Source organism: Propylenella binzhouense (assembly GCF_009866965.1).
Lineage (GTDB): Bacteria > Pseudomonadota > Alphaproteobacteria > Rhizobiales > Afifellaceae > Propylenella > Propylenella binzhouense.
This window is the reverse complement of record NZ_SPKJ01000086.1, coordinates 1-16,963: the sequence shown is the minus strand read 5'-3', so window position 1 is coordinate 16,963 and position 16,963 is coordinate 1. Positions and strand designations below refer to the sequence as shown.

General features: G+C 70.0%; 16 protein-coding genes. 4 read left to right on the top strand and 12 right to left on the bottom strand.

What is annotated here, in order from left to right; translation table 11 throughout:
- Positions 1 to 445: 445 nt before the first annotated feature.
- A complete protein-coding gene (locus tag E4O86_RS18285) occupies positions 446 to 1,042 on the bottom strand; it encodes a MarR family winged helix-turn-helix transcriptional regulator (protein WP_161141987.1) in 597 nt (198 codons plus the stop codon).
- A gap of 180 nt (positions 1,043 to 1,222) precedes the next feature.
- On the opposite strand from E4O86_RS18285, the gene E4O86_RS18280 reads away from it, so the two are divergent.
- Positions 1,223 to 2,809, top strand: a complete 1,587-nt coding sequence (locus E4O86_RS18280) for a gamma-glutamyltransferase family protein (RefSeq protein WP_161141986.1) — start codon at positions 1,223 to 1,225, stop codon at positions 2,807 to 2,809.
- Here E4O86_RS18280 and E4O86_RS18275 read toward each other — a convergent pair.
- From E4O86_RS18275 to E4O86_RS18265, 3 genes are read right to left on the bottom strand one after another with little or no spacing between them, the layout of a single operon-like run.
- Positions 2,806 to 3,576, bottom strand: coding sequence for an ABC transporter permease (locus E4O86_RS18275; RefSeq protein WP_161141985.1), 771 nt, complete (start codon positions 3,574 to 3,576; stop codon positions 2,806 to 2,808). The two genes, E4O86_RS18280 and E4O86_RS18275, sit on opposite strands and share 4 nt — an antisense overlap.
- A complete protein-coding gene (locus E4O86_RS18270) occupies positions 3,573 to 4,424 on the bottom strand; it encodes an ABC transporter ATP-binding protein (protein WP_246206480.1) in 852 nt (283 codons plus the stop codon). The genes E4O86_RS18275 and E4O86_RS18270 overlap by 4 nt, the downstream gene beginning before the upstream one ends.
- Positions 4,421 to 5,386, bottom strand: coding sequence for an ABC transporter substrate-binding protein (locus tag E4O86_RS18265; protein ID WP_246206479.1), 966 nt, complete (start codon positions 5,384 to 5,386; stop codon positions 4,421 to 4,423). The genes E4O86_RS18270 and E4O86_RS18265 overlap by 4 nt, the downstream gene beginning before the upstream one ends.
- A gap of 387 nt (positions 5,387 to 5,773) precedes the next feature.
- On the opposite strand from E4O86_RS18265, the gene E4O86_RS18260 reads away from it, so the two are divergent.
- The 3 genes from E4O86_RS18260 (at position 5,774) to E4O86_RS18250 (ending at position 9,042) form a co-directional block, all read left to right on the top strand.
- The gene (locus E4O86_RS18260; RefSeq protein ID WP_161141984.1) at positions 5,774 to 6,958 is read left to right on the top strand and encodes an FAD-dependent monooxygenase; all 1,185 of its coding nucleotides are present in this window, start codon (positions 5,774 to 5,776) and stop codon (positions 6,956 to 6,958) included.
- 17 nt (positions 6,959 to 6,975) lie between these two features.
- Positions 6,976 to 7,908, top strand: a complete 933-nt coding sequence (locus E4O86_RS18255; protein ID WP_343039189.1) for a polysaccharide deacetylase family protein — start codon at positions 6,976 to 6,978, stop codon at positions 7,906 to 7,908.
- A gap of 186 nt (positions 7,909 to 8,094) precedes the next feature.
- The gene (locus tag E4O86_RS18250; protein WP_161141983.1) at positions 8,095 to 9,042 is read left to right on the top strand and encodes an acetamidase/formamidase family protein; all 948 of its coding nucleotides are present in this window, start codon (positions 8,095 to 8,097) and stop codon (positions 9,040 to 9,042) included.
- A gap of 16 nt (positions 9,043 to 9,058) precedes the next feature.
- On the opposite strand, the gene E4O86_RS18245 is transcribed toward E4O86_RS18250, so the two are convergent.
- From E4O86_RS18245 to E4O86_RS18210, 8 genes are all read right to left on the bottom strand, one after another.
- A complete protein-coding gene (locus E4O86_RS18245; RefSeq protein ID WP_161141982.1) occupies positions 9,059 to 10,312 on the bottom strand; it encodes a DUF763 domain-containing protein in 1,254 nt (417 codons plus the stop codon).
- Positions 10,313 to 10,411: 99 nt separating this feature from the next.
- Entirely contained in the window at positions 10,412 to 11,149 is a 738-nt protein-coding gene (locus tag E4O86_RS18240; RefSeq protein ID WP_161141981.1) for a GntR family transcriptional regulator, read from the bottom strand.
- A gap of 61 nt (positions 11,150 to 11,210) precedes the next feature.
- Entirely contained in the window at positions 11,211 to 12,191 is a 981-nt protein-coding gene (locus E4O86_RS18235) for an NAD(P)-dependent oxidoreductase (protein WP_161141980.1), read from the bottom strand.
- Positions 12,188 to 12,586: a cupin domain-containing protein gene (locus E4O86_RS18230; protein ID WP_161141979.1), complete on the bottom strand. Its 399-nt coding sequence runs from the start codon at positions 12,584 to 12,586 to the stop codon at positions 12,188 to 12,190. The genes E4O86_RS18235 and E4O86_RS18230 overlap by 4 nt, the downstream gene beginning before the upstream one ends.
- Positions 12,586 to 13,389 (bottom strand): creatininase family protein, encoded by an 804-nt coding sequence (locus E4O86_RS18225; RefSeq protein WP_161141978.1) that lies wholly within the window; start codon positions 13,387 to 13,389, stop codon positions 12,586 to 12,588. The genes E4O86_RS18230 and E4O86_RS18225 overlap by 1 nt, the downstream gene beginning before the upstream one ends.
- Positions 13,379 to 14,467 carry a Gfo/Idh/MocA family protein gene (locus E4O86_RS18220; RefSeq protein ID WP_161141977.1) on the bottom strand — a complete coding sequence of 363 codons (1,089 nt, stop codon included), beginning with the start codon at positions 14,465 to 14,467 and terminating at the stop codon, positions 13,379 to 13,381. The genes E4O86_RS18225 and E4O86_RS18220 overlap by 11 nt, the downstream gene beginning before the upstream one ends.
- Positions 14,468 to 14,700: 233 nt before the next feature.
- A complete protein-coding gene (locus tag E4O86_RS18215; RefSeq protein WP_161141976.1) occupies positions 14,701 to 15,927 on the bottom strand; it encodes a type II toxin-antitoxin system HipA family toxin in 1,227 nt (408 codons plus the stop codon).
- A complete protein-coding gene (locus E4O86_RS18210) occupies positions 15,920 to 16,567 on the bottom strand; it encodes a helix-turn-helix domain-containing protein (protein WP_161141975.1) in 648 nt (215 codons plus the stop codon). Before E4O86_RS18210 ends, E4O86_RS18215 begins: the two co-directional genes overlap by 8 nt.
- Positions 16,568 to 16,963 lie beyond the last annotated feature (396 nt).

Here is a 16,963-nt window from a genome sequence, read left to right as displayed (position 1 = left end):
TCCGCCGGCCTCCAATCCGGCAGACAGCTTGAATCATCTCAGCGCTGATTTGGGAATCCCGATTCAATTAGGTCGGGTAACGCTCTAGTCCGTTTCTGGCCCCTGCCGCTTGTTCCGTTCCGACGTTTTGCCGCCCTGTTCCGTTTCGGGCCCCTGCCGCTTGTTCTGTCGTCCTGCCCGGGCTTGACCCGGGCATCCAGCGGCGCCTGGTCGCCACTTTGCCGAGGACGACGGAGAGGCGGCGCCTGGGCCGCCGCTCTGCTTCTGGTTCGCCGGGTCGAGCCCGGCGATGACGACAGGGGGAGGCGATGACGACAGGGGGCGAGGCGAGGCCGCGTGGATCGCCGGATCAAGTCCGGGCGATGACGACGGAGGAAGGCGATGGCGACACTGGGGAGGCGGGGCGGAGGCGGGCCGCATATCGGCGCCGAGGGGAGGCGGTGCGTCAGGCCTCGACTGGCGCCATCGCCTCCGCGAGGCGGGTGAGCTCCTCGACGAGGCGCGCGCTTCCCTCCGCGCCGAGCGCCCGCAGCGGCCGCCACTGCGCCTCGAAGACGAGCGGGATGACCTCGTTGATGACCGCCTCCCCGGCGGCGGTGAGCTGGATGCGGAGCGTGCGGCGGTCGCTCGGCTCGGGCAGGCGGGCGACGAGGTGCTGCGCTTCGAGGCGGTTGAGCCGGCTCGTCAGCCCGGCCGGGCTGAGGAAGAGGGATTGCGAGAGCTGCTTCGGCGTGAGGCAGTAGGGCGCGCCGGCGCGCCGCAGCGCGGTCAGCACGTCATAGGTGCCGCGGACCAGGCCGTAGGGCGCGAGCACCTCGTCGATGAAGGCGGTGGAGCGCATCTGGATCTGCGCGACGAGGCCGTAGACGTGAACCGGCGCCGGGTCGATGTCCGGCCGCTCGGCCTGCCATTGCCGGAAGATGGCATCGACCTTCTCGCGCGCGGCGCGGCCGCCCCTGGCACGGCGGCGGTCCTGCGGCGCCGCCTCGGGCGGAACGTCCGCCGCCGCGCGGTCGCGGCCCTCCGCGATCCCCTCCTTCATCCGATTGACCTCAGCATGGCCCTTTCATACACTCCTTTCATTCGGTGTCGAACGAATTGGCCGCCCGCCCGGGCGCTCCGATGCCGGACCGAACCCTCGCAGACGATACCCGTTCGGCTCGGTCGCACTCCGCTTCGCGGCGATCGCGCTGCCCGCAACACGCAGGTCCCGAGAGCCAAGATGCGCGATTTCTTCCGCCCCGGACGCAGCCCCGTCATGGCGACCAAGGCCGCCATCGCGACGTCGCATCCGCTCGCGACGGCCGCCGGCCTCGACATCCTGCGCGCCGGCGGGAATGCCGTCGACGCCGCGCTCGCCGGCGTCGCCGTGCAGTGCGTGGTCGAGCCCCAGATGACCGGCATCGGCGGCGACTGCTTCGTGCTCTACGCGCCGGCCGGCGGCGATCCGGTCGGCCTCAATGGCAGCGGCCGCGCCCCGGCGGCGGCTTCCGCGGCCCGTCTGCGCGAAGCGGGCTTCACGGTGCTGCCGCACGAGACGCCGCATGCCGTCACGATCCCCGGCGCCGTCTCGGCCTGGACGAGGCTTCATGCCGATTACGGCACCCTGCCGCTCGACCGGTTGTTCGCGGCCGCGATCGACTATGCCGAGAACGGCTATCCGGTGACGCCGCGCGTCGCCTCGGACTGGGCGGTCGCGGCGGCGCAGCTCGCCAACGGGGAGGGCACCGGCGATCTCTTCCTGCGCGGCGGCATCCCCTATGCCGCCGGCGAGCGGCACAGCCAGCCGCTCCTCGGCCAGCGCCTGCGCGAGATCGCCCGCGACGGGGCGGCGGCCTTCTATACCGGCGCCACGGCGAAAGCGCTCGTGCAGCGCCTGCGCGCGCTCGGCGGCGTCCACACCGAGGAGGATTTCGCCGAAGGCCTGGACGGGGCGAACTACGTGGCCCCGGTCTCGACCGGCTACCGCGGCTATGACGTGCTCGAGATCCCGCCGAACGGGCAGGGGCTCGTCGCGCTGATGATCCTCAACGTGATCGGCGGCTTCGACCTCTCCGCCGACGTGCCGATGGACGAGCGCATCCACATCCACGCCGAGGCGACGAAGCTCGCCTATCATCACCGCGACGCCTTCGTCTGCGACCCGGACCATGCGCCCTGCGCGGTGGAGACGCTGCTCGGGGCGGAGACGACGGCGGCGCTCCGGCGGCGGGTCTCGCTCGAGCGGGCAGGCGAGCCAGCGCTCTGGACCGAGCCCGAGCACCGCGACACGGTCTATCTGAGCGTGGTCGACCGCGACGGCAACGCGATCTCCTTCATCAATTCGCTGTTCCAGGCCTTCGGCTCCTACATCCTCGACCCGGCGACCGGCGTGCTCCTCCACAGCCGCGGCAGCTCGTTCCGCCTCATTGAGGGGCACCCGAACGAGCTCGCGCCGCGCAAGCGCCCGCTCCACACGATCATCCCGGGCCTGCTGCGCCGGGACGGGCGGACGGTGATGCCGTTCGGCGTCATGGGCGGGCACTACCAGGCGGCGGGACATGCGGCGTTCCTGTCGGGCCTCCTCGACCGCGGGCTCGACCTCCAGGAGGCGATCGATGCGCCGCGCAGCTTCGCCTTCAACGGCGAGCTCGAGGTGGAGCCCACGATCGCGCCCGAGACGGTGGCGAAGCTCGAGGCGAAGGGCCATTGCGTGAAGCCGGCGGCGCGGCCGATCGGCGGCGCGCAGGCGGTCTGGATCGACCACGAGCGCGGGCTCCTCCATGCCGGCTCGGACCCGCGGAAGGACGGCTGCGCGCTCGGCTTCTAGTGCGACCAGCGGACGATCCGCCGCTCCAGCAGCTCGATCCCGTAGAAGAGGACGATGCTCATGATCGTCAGCAGCGCGATCGCGGCGAAGGCGAGCGGCGTCTGCGACTGCGAGGTCGACATCAGGATGAGATAGCCGAGGCCGCTCTGCGCGGCGACGAACTCGCCGATCACGGCGCCGATCACCGCGAAGGTGATCGCGACCTTGCAGCCGGTGAAGAAGTGCGGCATCGCGGCGGGAATGCGCAGGCGCCGGAAGATCATCGTCTCCGACGCCTTCAGCGAATGCATGAGGTCGAGCATCGTCTTCGGCACGCTCTCGAAGCCCGCCACCACGTTGACGAGGATCGGGAAGAAGCAGACGAGCACCACGATCACGATCTTCGGCCATTCCGAGAAGCCGAGCCAGAGCGTGATGAGCGGCGCCAGCGCGACCTTCGGGATCGATTGCAGGCCGAGGAGAATGGGATAGAGGAGCCGGCGCGCCGGCTCGCTGAAGGCGATGAGGATGGCGAGCGGCAGCGAGGCCGCGAGCGCCACCAGGAAGCCGAAGACGGTCTCCCGCAGCGTCACCAGCGTGTTGGTGGCGAGCTCCGGAAGCCAGTCCGAGGCCGCGCCTGCGATCGCCGAGGGGGCGGGCAGGAGCCAGGCCGGAACCTCGAAGGCGCGCACCGCGGCCTCCCAGACGAGCACGATCGCGACGTAGCTGAGCGGCGTCAGCAGGCGGCGGAGGGCCGTGCCCGGCCGCGCAACGGCGGCGATGGTCATTCCGGCCTCCCCGGATTGAAGATGAGCTCCCGGATCGCCTGCTTGATCTCCTGGAAGCGCGGCAGCGCCGCCGTCCCGACATTGCGGGGGCGGGGCAGGTCGACCGCGATGTCGGCGCGGATCCGGCCCGGCCGCGGCGACATGATGAGCACCCGGTCGCCGAGAAGGATCGCCTCCTCGATGTCGTGGGTGATGAGGAGCGCGGTGCGGCCGAGCTCCTGCCAGATCCGCGAGAGCTCGAGGGAGAGCTCCTCGCGCGTCAGGGCGTCGAGCGCGCCGAACGGCTCGTCGAGGAGGAGGAGCTGGGGATCGGCGAGGAGCGCGCGGCAGAAGGCGGCGCGCTGCTTCATGCCGCCGGAGAGCATTTGCGGGCTGTGATGGGCGAAGTCCTTCAGCCCGGTGAGCTCGAGGAGATGATGCGCGCGCGCCGTCGCCTCCGCCTTCGGCAGTCCGAGCACGTCGGCCGGCAGCATGACGTTCTGGAGCACCGTCGCCCAGGGGAAGAGCACGTGCTCCTGGAACACGATCCCGGTCTGGCGCGACGGCCCGTCGAGCGGCTCGCCGTAGCGGTTCATGCGGCCGGCGCTCGGCCGGTCGAGCCCGGCCGCGAGGCGGAGCAGCGTGGACTTGCCGCAGCCCGACGGGCCGACCACGGAGACGAAGCTGCCGGGAGCGATCGAAAGATCGATCGGGCCGAGCGCGTGGACCGCGCCGGGCTTGCCTTCGCCGAAGACCTTCGTGACCCCCGCGACCTCGATCGCGGGGGCCGACACGGGCTTGCGGAATGCGGCCGCCGCCGGCTCCTCCGCCGCCATGGCGAAGGCCGGCGCGAGCGCGGCGACGCTCATTCGACGAAGCCCGGCGCGTACAGATCCTCCGGCGCGACGGCCGCGTTGAGCTTCATGTTCTCGGCGACCACCTTGATCGTGTTCGCAACCCGCTCCGGGTCGATCGCGCCGAGCGGCCGGCCCGGAACTTCGGCGAGCTCGGCGACGAGCTTCGTCTCGCCTTCGGCGACCGCCGGGTCGACCTGCTTCTGGTATTTCGCCATGATGGCGCCGGCCGCCGCCGGATCGGCGAAGGCGTCGCGCATGCCCTTGAGGGTGGCGCGGACGAAGGCCTTCACGAGGTCCGGATTCTCGGCGATGGTGGCGTCGGTCGCGATGATGCCGTTGCCGTAATAGCTGAGCGCGTCCTTGTAGCCGAAGCGGACCAACGTCTTCGGCGCGGTGACGGCGGCAAGGAGCGGCTCCCCGACCGTGAACTGGCCGATCGCCTCGACGCGGCCGGTCGCGAGCATGGTCGGCAGCGCCGCGCCGTCGGCGGTGACCCAGCTCACCTTGTCCGGATCGACGCCGACCGCCTTGGCATAGGCGGGGAAGAGCAGGCGGTTGGCGCTGAAGGCGGTGTCGGCGATGGTCTTGCCCTCGAGGTCCTTGGGCGACTTGATGTCGCCGCCGGCGAGCGCGAAGACCGCCTGCGGCGGCTGCGCGTAGACGATGGCCACGAGCTTGACCGGGACGCCGTCATTGCCGCGCGCGAGAACCAGCGAGCCCGCATCCGCGAAGCCGAGCGTCGCCGCGCCGGAGGCGACCTTCTTGATGGCGTCGGCGGAGCCCTGGCCGCGCAGGATCGTGACGTCGAGCCCCTCGTCCTTGTAGTAGCCCTTGTCGAGCGCGACGTAATAATAGGCGTGCCGGCCGTTGAAGCCGAAATCGGTGATGAAGTTGACCTCCGCCGCCCGCGCCGACACGATCGTGGCAGCGATGACGGCGAGCGCGAGCATGGCGGTGCGGAAAAGCAGACCCATTGCGTCACTCCTTCGGGACAGGACGAGCGGAGCGGCGCCAGGTCAGGCCGGAAGTGGCGTCGCGGCTCGGTTCTTTCGCTCTCGAACGAAAGGCTAGGCAAGTCTTCGGACGTGGTCAATTGCGCGTCAGCGGAAACTTTGAGCATGAGCTGCCGCGAATTTGCTGCCGTTCTGGGCATTCCCGAAGGGCTGTTCCCGTGCGGCGCCTGACCCCACACCGGGCTCTGCGCCATCGGATCGCGGCTCCAGCGGGCCGCTTGACAGGCTTCGAGGGCAGGAACTAGCGTTGTTCATTCGTGATCGAATGAATTTCCTCCCATTGCGTGCCCGCTCGCCCAGGCCGGCATGCCTCGTCCTGCGCCCTCTCCGGCGCCTCCAGAGGTCCGAATGGAACGTCAGACACGGATCGCCATCGTCGGTGCCGGCCTCGCCGGCCTGACGCTCGCCGGCCTGCTTCAGCGCGCCGGCTTCACCGTCGCGCTCTACGAGCAGGCGGCGGCCTTCGCCCGCATCGGCGCCGGCATCATCCTGAGCCCGAACGTCTCGAAGGTGCTGCGGCGGCTCGACATCGAGGACGAACTGGCGACGACCGGCATCCGGCCGGACGCCTTCGTCAGCCGTGCCTGGGACACCGGCCGGACGCTTTACGAGCTGCGGTTCGACCCGGCCGCGGAGGCCCACTTCGACGGGTACTTCATCAACATCCACCGCGCCGACCTGCACGACGTCCTGCAGAAGCCGCTGGCGCCCGGCACGATCCAGTTCGGCCATCAGCTCGCCGGGCTCGAGCCGCGCGGGGAGGCGATCCGGCTGCGGTTCGCGAACGGCGCCACCGCCGAAGCCGACATCGTGATCGGGGCGGACGGCATCCGGTCGCGGGTGCGGGACGCGATCCTCGGCAAGGAGGAGCCGCGCTTCACCGGCCGGATCGCGCCGCGGGCGGTATTCCCGACCGAGCGCATTCCCGGTCCCATGATCCGCGACTGCACGAAATGGTGGGGCCCGGACCGCCACGTGCTCACCTATTTCATGACCCCGCGGCGCGACGAGGTCTACGTGATGGGCGCCGTCCCGGCCGAGCGATGGGACGGCGGGGACAGCTTCGTTCCGGGCAGCCGGGAGGACTTCATCGAGGCCTTCGCCCATTTCCACGCCGACCTCAGGCGGGTCATGGAGGCGGCGACCGACGTGACGGTCTGGCCGATCCACGACCGCCCGCGGAACGACCGATGGAGCGAGGGTGCGATCGGCCTCATGGGCGACGCCTGCCATGCCGTGCGCCCCTTCATGGCCGCCGGCGGCGCCATGGCGATCGAGGACGCGATGATCCTCAGCCGGTGCCTCGCCCGGTTCGAGACCGCCGAGGAGGCGTTCGCCACCTATGCCGCGCTCCGCATCCCGCGGGTCGCCGAGGTTCAGCGGATCTCGATCGAGAACAGCTGGATGCACGGCCCGACCGAGGTGGACTGGTTTTTCGGGTACGATCCGTCGATCGTCGAGCTGATTCCGGCGGCCGCGTCCGCTCCGCTTAAGACGGCCGGCGCCGCGTCCGCTCGCCCCGCCACGGCCTGACCACTGGAGACCACACATTGCGGACCGCCATGCCCGACCCGATGATCCGCCGCGACCTCGTCGGCTATGCGGAATCCCCGCCCGATCCCCGCTGGCCCGGCGGCGCGAAGATCGCCGTGAACTTCAACCTCAACGTCGAGGGCGGCGGCGAGCTGACGCTCGCGAACGGCGACGAGACGTCGGAGGGCATGCTGAACGACATCGGCGTGCCGGCGAAGAGGGGCGTGCGGGTTCCGCTGGTGGAATCCGCCTTCGAGTACGGAAGCCGCAGGGGCGTCTGGCGGGTCCTCGACATCTTCGGGTCGTTCGGCGTGCCGATCAGCGTGCTCGGGGTGGTGCGGGCGCTCGAGCAGAATCCCGGCCTCGCGCGCGCCTTCGTGGCGCGCGGCCATGAGGTGGTGAGCCACGGCTACCGCTGGATCGACTATTGCGAGGTGCCGGAGGCGGTCGAGCGCGAGCACATCCGGCTCGCCGTCGAGAAACTGACCGAGCTGACCGGCGAGCGCCCGCTCGGCTGGATGACCGGCCGGCCGGGGCCCAACACGCGGCGGCTCCACGTGGAAGCGGGCGGGTTTCTCTACGACCGCGACTCGCTCGCCGACGAGCTGCCCTACTGGCTCGAGACCGAAGCCGGGCCGCATCTCGTCGTGCCCTATTCGTTCGAGACGAACGACAACCGCTTCAACGAGAATACCGGCTTCTCCACGGCCCAGCACTTCTTCGAATACATGCGCGACGCCTTCGACCTCCTCTACCGGGAGGGCGAGCGCGGCGCGCCGAAGCTCCTCTCGATCGCGCTCCACGACCGCCTGATCGGCCGCCCGGCGCGGGCGGCGGGCCTCGTCCGTCTCCTCGAGCACATGCGCCGGCACGAAGGCGTCTGGTTCTGCCGCGGCATCGACATCGCCCGGCACTGGCGCGCGGAGCATCCGGCGGAAAGGGCGGCGTGAGACGCTGCGCCGGCGCCGGCGCCGGCCTCCTCCCGGAACGCCGGCCGGGTGGCATGAAACCTGCACCGGCCCGGCGCGGGCGCCGGCACGACGGCGACCGCCGGCCGTGCCCCGGCAACCTCCCTTGCGGGCACATGCCGCCTCCGCACGAGACCCCTTCTTCCCGCTACAGAGGAGCGACGGACAATGGCTGAGCATGAACTCCGGGCAGGGCCGGAGACGGTGCACTGGGGCTTCTTCGACGCGGGGCTGAAGCCGGTCCTGGAGGTCGCGAGCGGCGACACCGTCATCGTGACGACCTGTTCCGGCGGCGAGCCGCTGCTGCCCAGGGAGGGGAGCGGCATGCATGTTCTCCCGGAGCACCGGGAGATCCTCGCCCGCCACCGGGATCCGTTCGGGCCCCACATCATGACGGGGCCGATCTTCGTTGAGGGCGCCGAGCCGGGAGACGTGCTCGAAGTCCGCATCAAGGCGATCGAGCTCCGCCAGGACTGGGGCTACAACGTCATCAAGCCGCTGGCCGGCGCCATCCCGGAGGATTTCGGCGAGACGCTCCGCGAGATCCAGATCCCCATCGACATCGCGGCGAAGATCGCCCGCACGCCCTGGGGGATCGACCTGCCGCTTGCCCCGTTCTTCGGCAACATGGGCGTCGCCCCGCCGGCCGCCTACGGCAAGATCACCTCCATGGTCCCGCGCGAATTCGGCGGCAATCTCGACAACAAGGATCTCGTCGCCGGCGCGACCGTGTTCTATCCCGTCTTCAACACCGGCGCGCTCTTCTCGGTCGGCGACGGCCACGGCGTGCAGGGCCATGGCGAGGTCTGCGTGACGGCCGTGGAGACGGCGCTCCGCGGCACCTTCGAGCTCATCGTGCGGAAGGACATGAAGCTCGACCTGCCGATCGCCGAGACGCCGACCCATCTCGTCACCATGGCGTTCGACGTCGACCTCGACGACGCGGCGAAGGACGCGATCCGGCAGATGATCAGGCTGCTCGGCGAGCGGGCAGGGCTGCCGCGCGAGGACGCCTACCAGCTGATGAGCCTCGCCTGCGACCTCCACGTCACGCAGCTCGTCAACGGCAACAAGGGCGTCCACGCCATGATACCGAAGGCGCTCTTCAAGAGCTGACGGCCGGAGCGCGGGCTCAGCTGCGGCGCCGCGCGTCGGCGGGCGGCGCTTCCCAACCGAAGACGCTGCGGCCGCCATATTCGTGCGAGCGCGCACGCTCCCCGGCGACGAAGGCGGAGAGCGAGGGACCCGTCGCCGTCCGCTCCAGCCGCCGCGCCTCCGCGTCGAGCCGGCGGATCGCCCCGAGGCGCTCGTCGTTTCCGAGCTTCGCCTGCGCGACCGCAGCCTTGAGGACCGCGACGGTCGCGTCATAGACCTTGGTGGTGACGGGGTAGGGATGCCTGTCCTTGCCGCCATGGGCGAGCGAGAAGCGGGCCGGATCGGCGAAGCGGCAGGGCGTGCCGTGGACGACCTCCGCCACCATCGCCAGCGAGCGGACGGTGCGCGCGCCGACGCCGGGGACGAGCAGGAGATCCGCGAAATCGCCGGGCGCCCGCTCCGCCGCGGCGGCGAGCGCGCCGTGGAGCCGGCGGATCATCACGTCGCCGGAGCGGACGTCGTGATGGGCCGGCATGACGAGATGCGGCAGGAAGGGCGCGTCGGGCGGCGCGGGCACGCCGCCGCCTTCGATCGCCGCCGCCTCCCGCACGATCCCGTCCGGACCGAGCTCGCGGAGGAGGGCGAGCTGGCCCCTTCGAGAGCCGGCGGCGCGCCGGTCCGTGAGGTTCACGATCGCGCCGCAGGCCTTTCCCTCGATCGCCGCATGCGGCGCCTCGACGAAGCTCCTGAGATCCTCGGAGAGCCAGTGATAGCGGCGCGCGAGCCGGGAATCGCCGTTCATGCCCTGCTGCACGACGGTCCACTTGCCGTCATCGGCGACGATGAAGCCGTGCAGATAGAGATCGAAGCCGTCCTGCACGGCGGCGCTGTCCACCTTCGCGACGAGCCGGCTCGCCCTGGCGAGGGCCGCGCCGTCGAACCCGATGCGGTCGGCGAGCGCGGCGAGCTCCTGCGGCGTCTTGCGGGAATGGCGCCCGCGCCCGCCGCAGACATGGAGGCCGAGTTCGCCCGCGCGCGGGGCGAGGCCGCGCTTCAGCGCGCCGATCACGCTCGTGGTGATGCCGGAGGAGTGCCAGTCCATGCCCATGACGGCGCCGAAGGACTGGAACCAGAACGGATGGGAGAGGCGGCGCAGGAACTCGTCGCGGCCGTAATGGACCACGATCGCCTCGGCGATCACCGCGCCGAGACGCGCCATCCGCTCGGCGAGCCAAGGCGGCACCCGCCCGCCATGGAGAGGTAGATCGGCGCTGCCGGAACGTCTGGCCACTTCTTACCCGGAACGAAGCAGGAACCGAGCACTATCACGGAAGCGGCGCGGCAGGAAGGCCGGGCGTGCGGCGGATGCCGGGGAGGGCCCCGGGTCCGATCAGGACGCGGAGGGCGTCCGCCGGCCCGCGCCCTCGCCCGCCTCGGCGAGCAGGCGCATGGCCTCGACGGCGGCCTTCATCACCTCGGAGCGGGCGACCGCCTCAGCCCCTTCCGAATCGCCGGCATCGATGGCGCGCACGAGGGTGCGGAGATTGTCGATGCTCTCCTGCGAGCGGCCGGGCGAGCGCTGCGGATGGGCGAGGCCGAGCGCCCGCCAGCGCCAGATCCGGGCATGCAGCGAATCGATCATGCTGCGGAGCGTCTCGCTCTGCGCGCCGCGGAAGAGCACCTCGTAGAAGCGGTTCTTGGTTTCGAGGACGGTCTGAGGGTCGCCTTCCTCGTAGGCCAGGACCGTCTGCTCGAGCGCCTCGGCGAGCTGGCGCCGGGCGCGCTCGTCGGCATTCTCCACGAAGAAGCGCGCGGCGAGCCCCTCGAGCACCGCCCGGATCGAATAGAGGTCCTTCGCCTCGGCGAGCGTGAGCTTGCGCACGACGGCGCCCTTGTTCGGGACGACGTCGATCAGCCCCTCCGATTCGAGCTGGCGGAGCGCCTCCCGGATGACGGTGCGGGAGACCCCCATCTGGTCGATGAGCTCGCGTTCCACGAGCCTGGAGCCGGGCGGCAGGCGGCCGTTCACGATCGAGACCCGCAGCGCGTCGACGACCTGCCGGCGCAACGGCGCCGCCGCCTTCTGGATCTGGTCCAAGGTGCCGGTCCGCACCTCTAGGTCGTCCATCGTCCCGTCCTGATCATTCCGCATCGCGACAGGAAAGCTGTGCCACGGCGCGGTCCGTTTGTCAGTATACGCGATAGAGCGGCGGCTCGTTGCGGATCACCACGCGCTCGACATTCTCCCAGGCGACGCGGAAGAGATGGGCGGCGGACTGCCGCGTCACGCCGGCGATATGCGGCGTGAAGACGAGCTTCCGGGCCGCCTCGCCGTCAAGCGCGAAGAGCGGATTGTCGGCGCCGGGCGGCTCCGTCGAATAGACGTCGACCGCCGCGCCGCCGAGCGGGCCGGAGCGGAGGGCCGCGGCGAGCGCCGCCTCGTCGACGATGCCGCCGCGCGAGGCCTGGATCAGCACCGCGCCGGGCTTCATCCGGCCGAGCTCGGCCGCGCCGACGAGGTTCCGCGTCTCGGGAAGGAGCGGCAGATGCAGGCTGACGATGTCGGCGCTCTCGAGCAGCGTGTCGAGGTCCATGCCCTCCGCCCCGAGCCGGTCGGCCGCGGCGGGCCGCCCGGGGGCCGGGTCGTAATAGCAGATCCGGCAGCCCCAGCGCGCGAAGGCCTCCGCGACCGCGCCGCCGATCGTGCCGAGCCCGACGATGCCGACGAGAAGCCCTTCGAGCCCGCCGACATTGTCGGCGAGAAGCCGCTGGCGGATGCCGCCGTAATTCCCGGCGCGGATCTCCGCATCGGCCCAGCCGAAGCGGCGGAGCAGCATCGAGGCGAGCGTCACGGCATATTCGGCGACGGCGAAATTGCTGCCGCCCGGGACGTTGGCGACGGCGATGCCGCGATGCTCGAGCGCGCGCCGGTCGAGCCTGTCGAGCCCGGCGCCGGTGACCTGGACGAGCCCGAGCGCGGCGCCCTCGAAGAGCTCCGGCGGAAGCTTCGGCCCGACCGCCGGGATCACCAGCGCGCGGGCCGCGCGCAGGAGGCCCGGAACGTCGTCGTCCTGCGGGGCGCGATAGGCGACCGTGAAGCCGGCCGGGGGCAGCGAGCCGACGCGGGCGAAATCCGCCTCCGGACGAAGGCAGAGGACGTCGGCTGTCATGCGATGGCCTTCTCTATGGTGCTCATCGGCTGGTCTTCGGTGCCCGGCCGGATGTCGGAAACGGGGAAAAAGCAGAGGAGGACGAGCGGCGCCGCCCCGGTGTTGCGGGTCATGTGGCTCTCGCCCGGCGGGATGAGGATGACGTCGCCCGCCCGCAGCTTATGGGCCCCGGAGGCGGCGAGCGTCGTTCCCTCCCCGGAGAGGACGTAGATGCATTCCTCGAAGCCGTGATGCACGTGCGGACCGCGATCGGTCACGCCCGGCTGCGGCACGGGGATCTCGACGACGCGCATGGTGATCGCGGCGGACCCGAACTCCGCGGAGACGAATTCGAGGGCCGTGCGGCCCGGCAGCCCGAGCCGCCTGGCCTCGCTGCTGGTGACGACCCTCGCCATCACACCACTTGGCGCAGTCGCGTCACTTCCGCGGTGCCGCCCTGGACGGCATGGAGCTGCTCGAGGATGGCGCTCACCTCGGTCGCGATCGTCTCGGTGATCGTGTTCAGAACGCGCTCGGCCTTCTCGGCCGTCGCGTGCTGCGGCGAGCCGTACCAGCCGGTCGGCGCGATCGAGCGGATGTCGGTGAGGACGGGCTGGTAGCGGCTCGTCCGGCGCAGCTTGTCCATCTTGCTGCCCTGGGAATGGTCCGACGAATAGTCGATCCGGTCGAGATGGACGAGATCGGGGCGGGTCGCCATGACCGCGAGCGCCTCGATCTCGCCGCCATGGGTCAGACCGTTGCATTCGTGGCCGAACAGCTCGGCCGCGACGTAGCAGGCCTGGACGGTGACGACCGTCATGCCGTGCTCGCGGTGCAGCGCCTCGGCCGCGATGGCGAGCGAGGGGATGTTCCCCTCGTGCCAGTTCATGATGAGAAGGGTCTTCGCGCCGTGCTTCGCCGTCGAGGCGCAGGTCTCGATCGCCACCCGCATATAGGTGTCCGGCGTCAGCGTGATGGTGGCTTCGAACGGCATGTGCATCGGCGTGACGCCGAGCGGGACCGAGGGCAGGACCAGGCCGTCGAGGCGCTCGGCGACCGCATGGCTGATGACGTTGGCGGCGATCGTGTCCGTGCCCGCGGGCAGATGCGGGCCGTGCTGCTCGACGCTTCCCGCCGGGTAGATCACCAGCGGGCTGGTCTGGAACTGCCGGGCGATCTCCGGCTGCGTCAAATCGGCGAAATAGCGGCTAGGCAACATTGCGACTCTTTTCCGCCACGCGATTGCGGGCATCTCGGTAGACCTCGTCGAGCTTCACGGCCTGGCCGTTCTTCTCGATCGAGCTCAGGGCGGCATAGAGGCAGGCGACGGCCACGTTGCCGTTCTCGGCATCGAGCTCGCTGCGCTCGCCGGTGCGGCAGCTCTTGGCGAACATCTCGAGCTCGGCGCGGAACATGTCGCTCTCCGGCTCCGGCAGGATCTCGCGGCTGCCGTAGCCGTCCTTGCCGTGCTGCATGTAGAAGGCGGAGCTCTCGTGGATCTTCTCGGGCGTGTCCCACACGCCGAAATCGATCTCGTAGTGCATCAGGCCCTTGGAGCCAAAGACGCGCACCGAGAAGATGCCGGGCGAGGTCCAGCACGAGCCGACATAGCCGAGCTTGCCGTCGGCGAAGCGCAGCACCGTCATCGACTGGTCGTCGACCTCGGCGCCGACCGGCGACAGCTTGGACGCGGTCGAGCTCGCCTCCTGGATCTCCCCGCCGAGATAATAGAGCAGGTCGAACATGTGGATCGCGAGCTGCGAGAGCGGGCCGCCGGGCGCGCGGTGGCGGTACCAGCGCCAGGTCTGCGGCGTCAGCTCGAGGGCGCGCTCGTTGGAGAAGTTCGCCTCGATGAAGGCGACGCGGCCGAGATCGCCGGCGTCGATCCGGCGCCGGATCTCGCGGATGCCGGCCATCAGCCGGGCGCTGTGTCCGACCGTCACGGTGACCCCGTAGCGGTCGCTGAGGGCGGCGATCTGAAGCCCGTCCTCCAGCGTCGCGGCGATCGGCTTCTCCGTGTAGACGTGCTTGCCGGCGCGGGCGACCTCTTCGGCGACGGGCAGGTGCTGCTCGTTCGGGACGGTCAGGATGACGCCCTTGATCTCCGGGTCGGAGAGCATCGTCTGCAGGTCGGGAACGACGGGAATCCCCATCTCCTTGCCGAAGGCGTTCCGCTTTTCCTCGGACCGGCTGAAGGCCGCGACGATCTCGATCGCGTCGGACTTCTTCGCGGCGCGCGTCAGCACACGAGCCCAGCGACCCAGGCCGACAATTCCGACTTTCACGCGTTCCGCCATGCGACTCCTCCCCAGACTTCGGCTGTTTCCGTAGTGGATTGTCATACGGTATGATGGATTGAAGCGGCGCCGTCAACCGGCTTTGCGAGGCGGCGGAGAAGGACCGCCTCGATCCGCAGCAGGGCCCGATCCGCAGCAGGGCAGGGAAGGATACGGCCACAGGCCGGGCGGGGGCGGCCGTGCTCAACCGTCAGCGCATTCCCGCGCTCCGGCTCCGGCCATGGCGCCGCCCTTCATATGCGGGCGATCGGCAACCTGGCGAGATGTGCATCGATCGCTTCGGTGACCCTGCCCGCCTGCGGCAGGTGCGCCTTTTCCTTTGCCCAGACCTCGTTGAAGCGGGCGACGGTATCCTTCGCGGCATCGATCACGGGCTTTTCCGGCAGGTGCGCCTTGGCGGCCAGGTAAGCGAGCTCGTCAAGATCGAAGGCATCGAAGCGCTTCTGCCTCGCATATCTCAGCGCGGCCTCCTCGTCCGGGATATAGGCGATCGTCGCCACGAAATCGTAGGCAGGGGAGAGCGCGGGTGTGCGCCGGTCGGGATAGATCAGCGACCAGTTCTTCAGGTGCAGGTCGGCATTGCCGATCAGCGTGTTGAACACCAATCGGCGGGTGAACTCCCTTATATCGTCTTCCGCGCATTCAGCGCCGATCACCGCGGCGATGCTGCGATAGCTCGCACTGCCGTATTTCCTTTCCGGATAGACGCCATAGACCTGCGCGAAATCCTCGATATGGACCGGGCCGCCGGGCGTGCGGTCGAAGCGGGCGACGGCATAGGCCTTGCCCTTCAGGTCGCCGAGGCCTTCCGGCAGGTTCCCGATTGCATCCAGATCGACCAGGTCGATCTCGGGGACGTCGATGCCGATGCCTCTGGCGAGCGTCATCATCGCGAACTCGTTTTCCGGCACGCCTTCGAAGCGCGCCGAGGGCAGCTTGACGATCCACGACCCGCCGACGCCCTGCGCCGGGATCGTCAGGCCCTTATTGGCCTCGCGACCGCCGAGCGCCGAGAATTTCAGCTGCACGCCGGCAAGGGAGAAGCGCAGCGTGTCCTGGCGCGCGCGGGCATCGTCGGCGATCCTCTCGTCGGTTCCGGGCGGCCAGGCTTCCCCTTCGGCAGGTTCTATGGCGAGCGCACCCGCAAGGTCGCGGCCGAGCACCCAGAGCAGGAAGAATTCCCGCTGCGGATTCACCCCGGCGCGTTCGGCAAGGTATGTGCGCAGCTGGCCTTCGGGCAGCAGGTTCGAGAAGAACGGCAGCACGCGCGTCCGCGTTGCCGGAAAATCAGTGATGAGATGGCCGAATTCATCCTTGAAAGACAGGCTTAGCGTCGGCCGGCTCCGGCCGGCGGCATAGGCCTCGGTGAAGCTGAACAGCGTGCGGTCACCCTGCAGATGGGTGAGGGTGCCGATGGTTTCGCCATGGAGCCGCACGTCGAGACGGGAGACGTCAGCCATCGCCGTCCTCCTCGTCGTCATCGAGGCGATAGGCCGGACGCGGCGCCGCATCGGCGCTCTGCGGGCCGTGCACGAGACGGTTGCGCAGGTGCTGCGCGGCACTGGCAGCCTCCCGGATCTGCCGCAGCGCCTCTTCCGGCAAGGCGGCGGCTTCGCGCGGCGGCTTCAGCCGGTCGGCCTGTTTCCGGATGTCCCGGAGCGGCCCGGCAATGCTGCGCAGCTCGTCGCAATATCGGCCGAGGTCCTTGAAGCTGCCGACGACCTGCAGGTTCTCCTGAAGCGTGCGCAGGTCGCTCAGCGCGGGAAAGGCATCGCGCAGCAGCCTGACGGTAGCGAGCGAGCGGCGCAGCTCCTTGAGCGCGTCGATATCGGTCGCTCCGGCAGGTGGGCGCGGGGCGACAGCACGCACGACGCTCTCGACGGCCGGGAGCGCCTTGCGCGGCACGAGCTTGAGCTCCAGCTCGAGAGCGCGTGCGAGCTCGACCAAGCTGGAGAGCCGGATATCGGCGTTTCCCCGCTCGATCTTCGAGATGTGACTTTGCGGCACGCCAGTGCGGGCGCTCAATTCCCGCTGGCTGAGCCCCTTGGTCTCCCTCGCGCTTCTCAGCGCCTTGATGATCTCTTCGCCGGCAATGACCATGAGCCGCTATTCTATATCAAAATGCCTGCTTGATATAAGATGGCACATCGCATGTTCAACCTGAGTTGATATGTTTTCGCATGTCGAGGTCGCAATTTGATGCGCAATTGCAGATCGCTCCGGCCCTTCCTCGGAACCGGTTGGAAGGAGGGGTGGCGGCACGCACGACGCTCTCAACTGCGGGACGCCTGCGGGCTGGCGGCCTATGACGGGACCCGGTGCGCGCGAAATCCGAGTGGCCGGACACGAAGGGGCCCGGGGCGGCTGGTGCGCTCCCGGTCGATGCGGCCTGAGGGACGGGGCTCGCGGCGGGCGGAAGCGCCGCCGGCGGGCGCTCGAGGCTCAGGCGACGCCGAGGATCGCGCGCGCCTCGGCGCCGGTGGCGAGGCGGCGGCC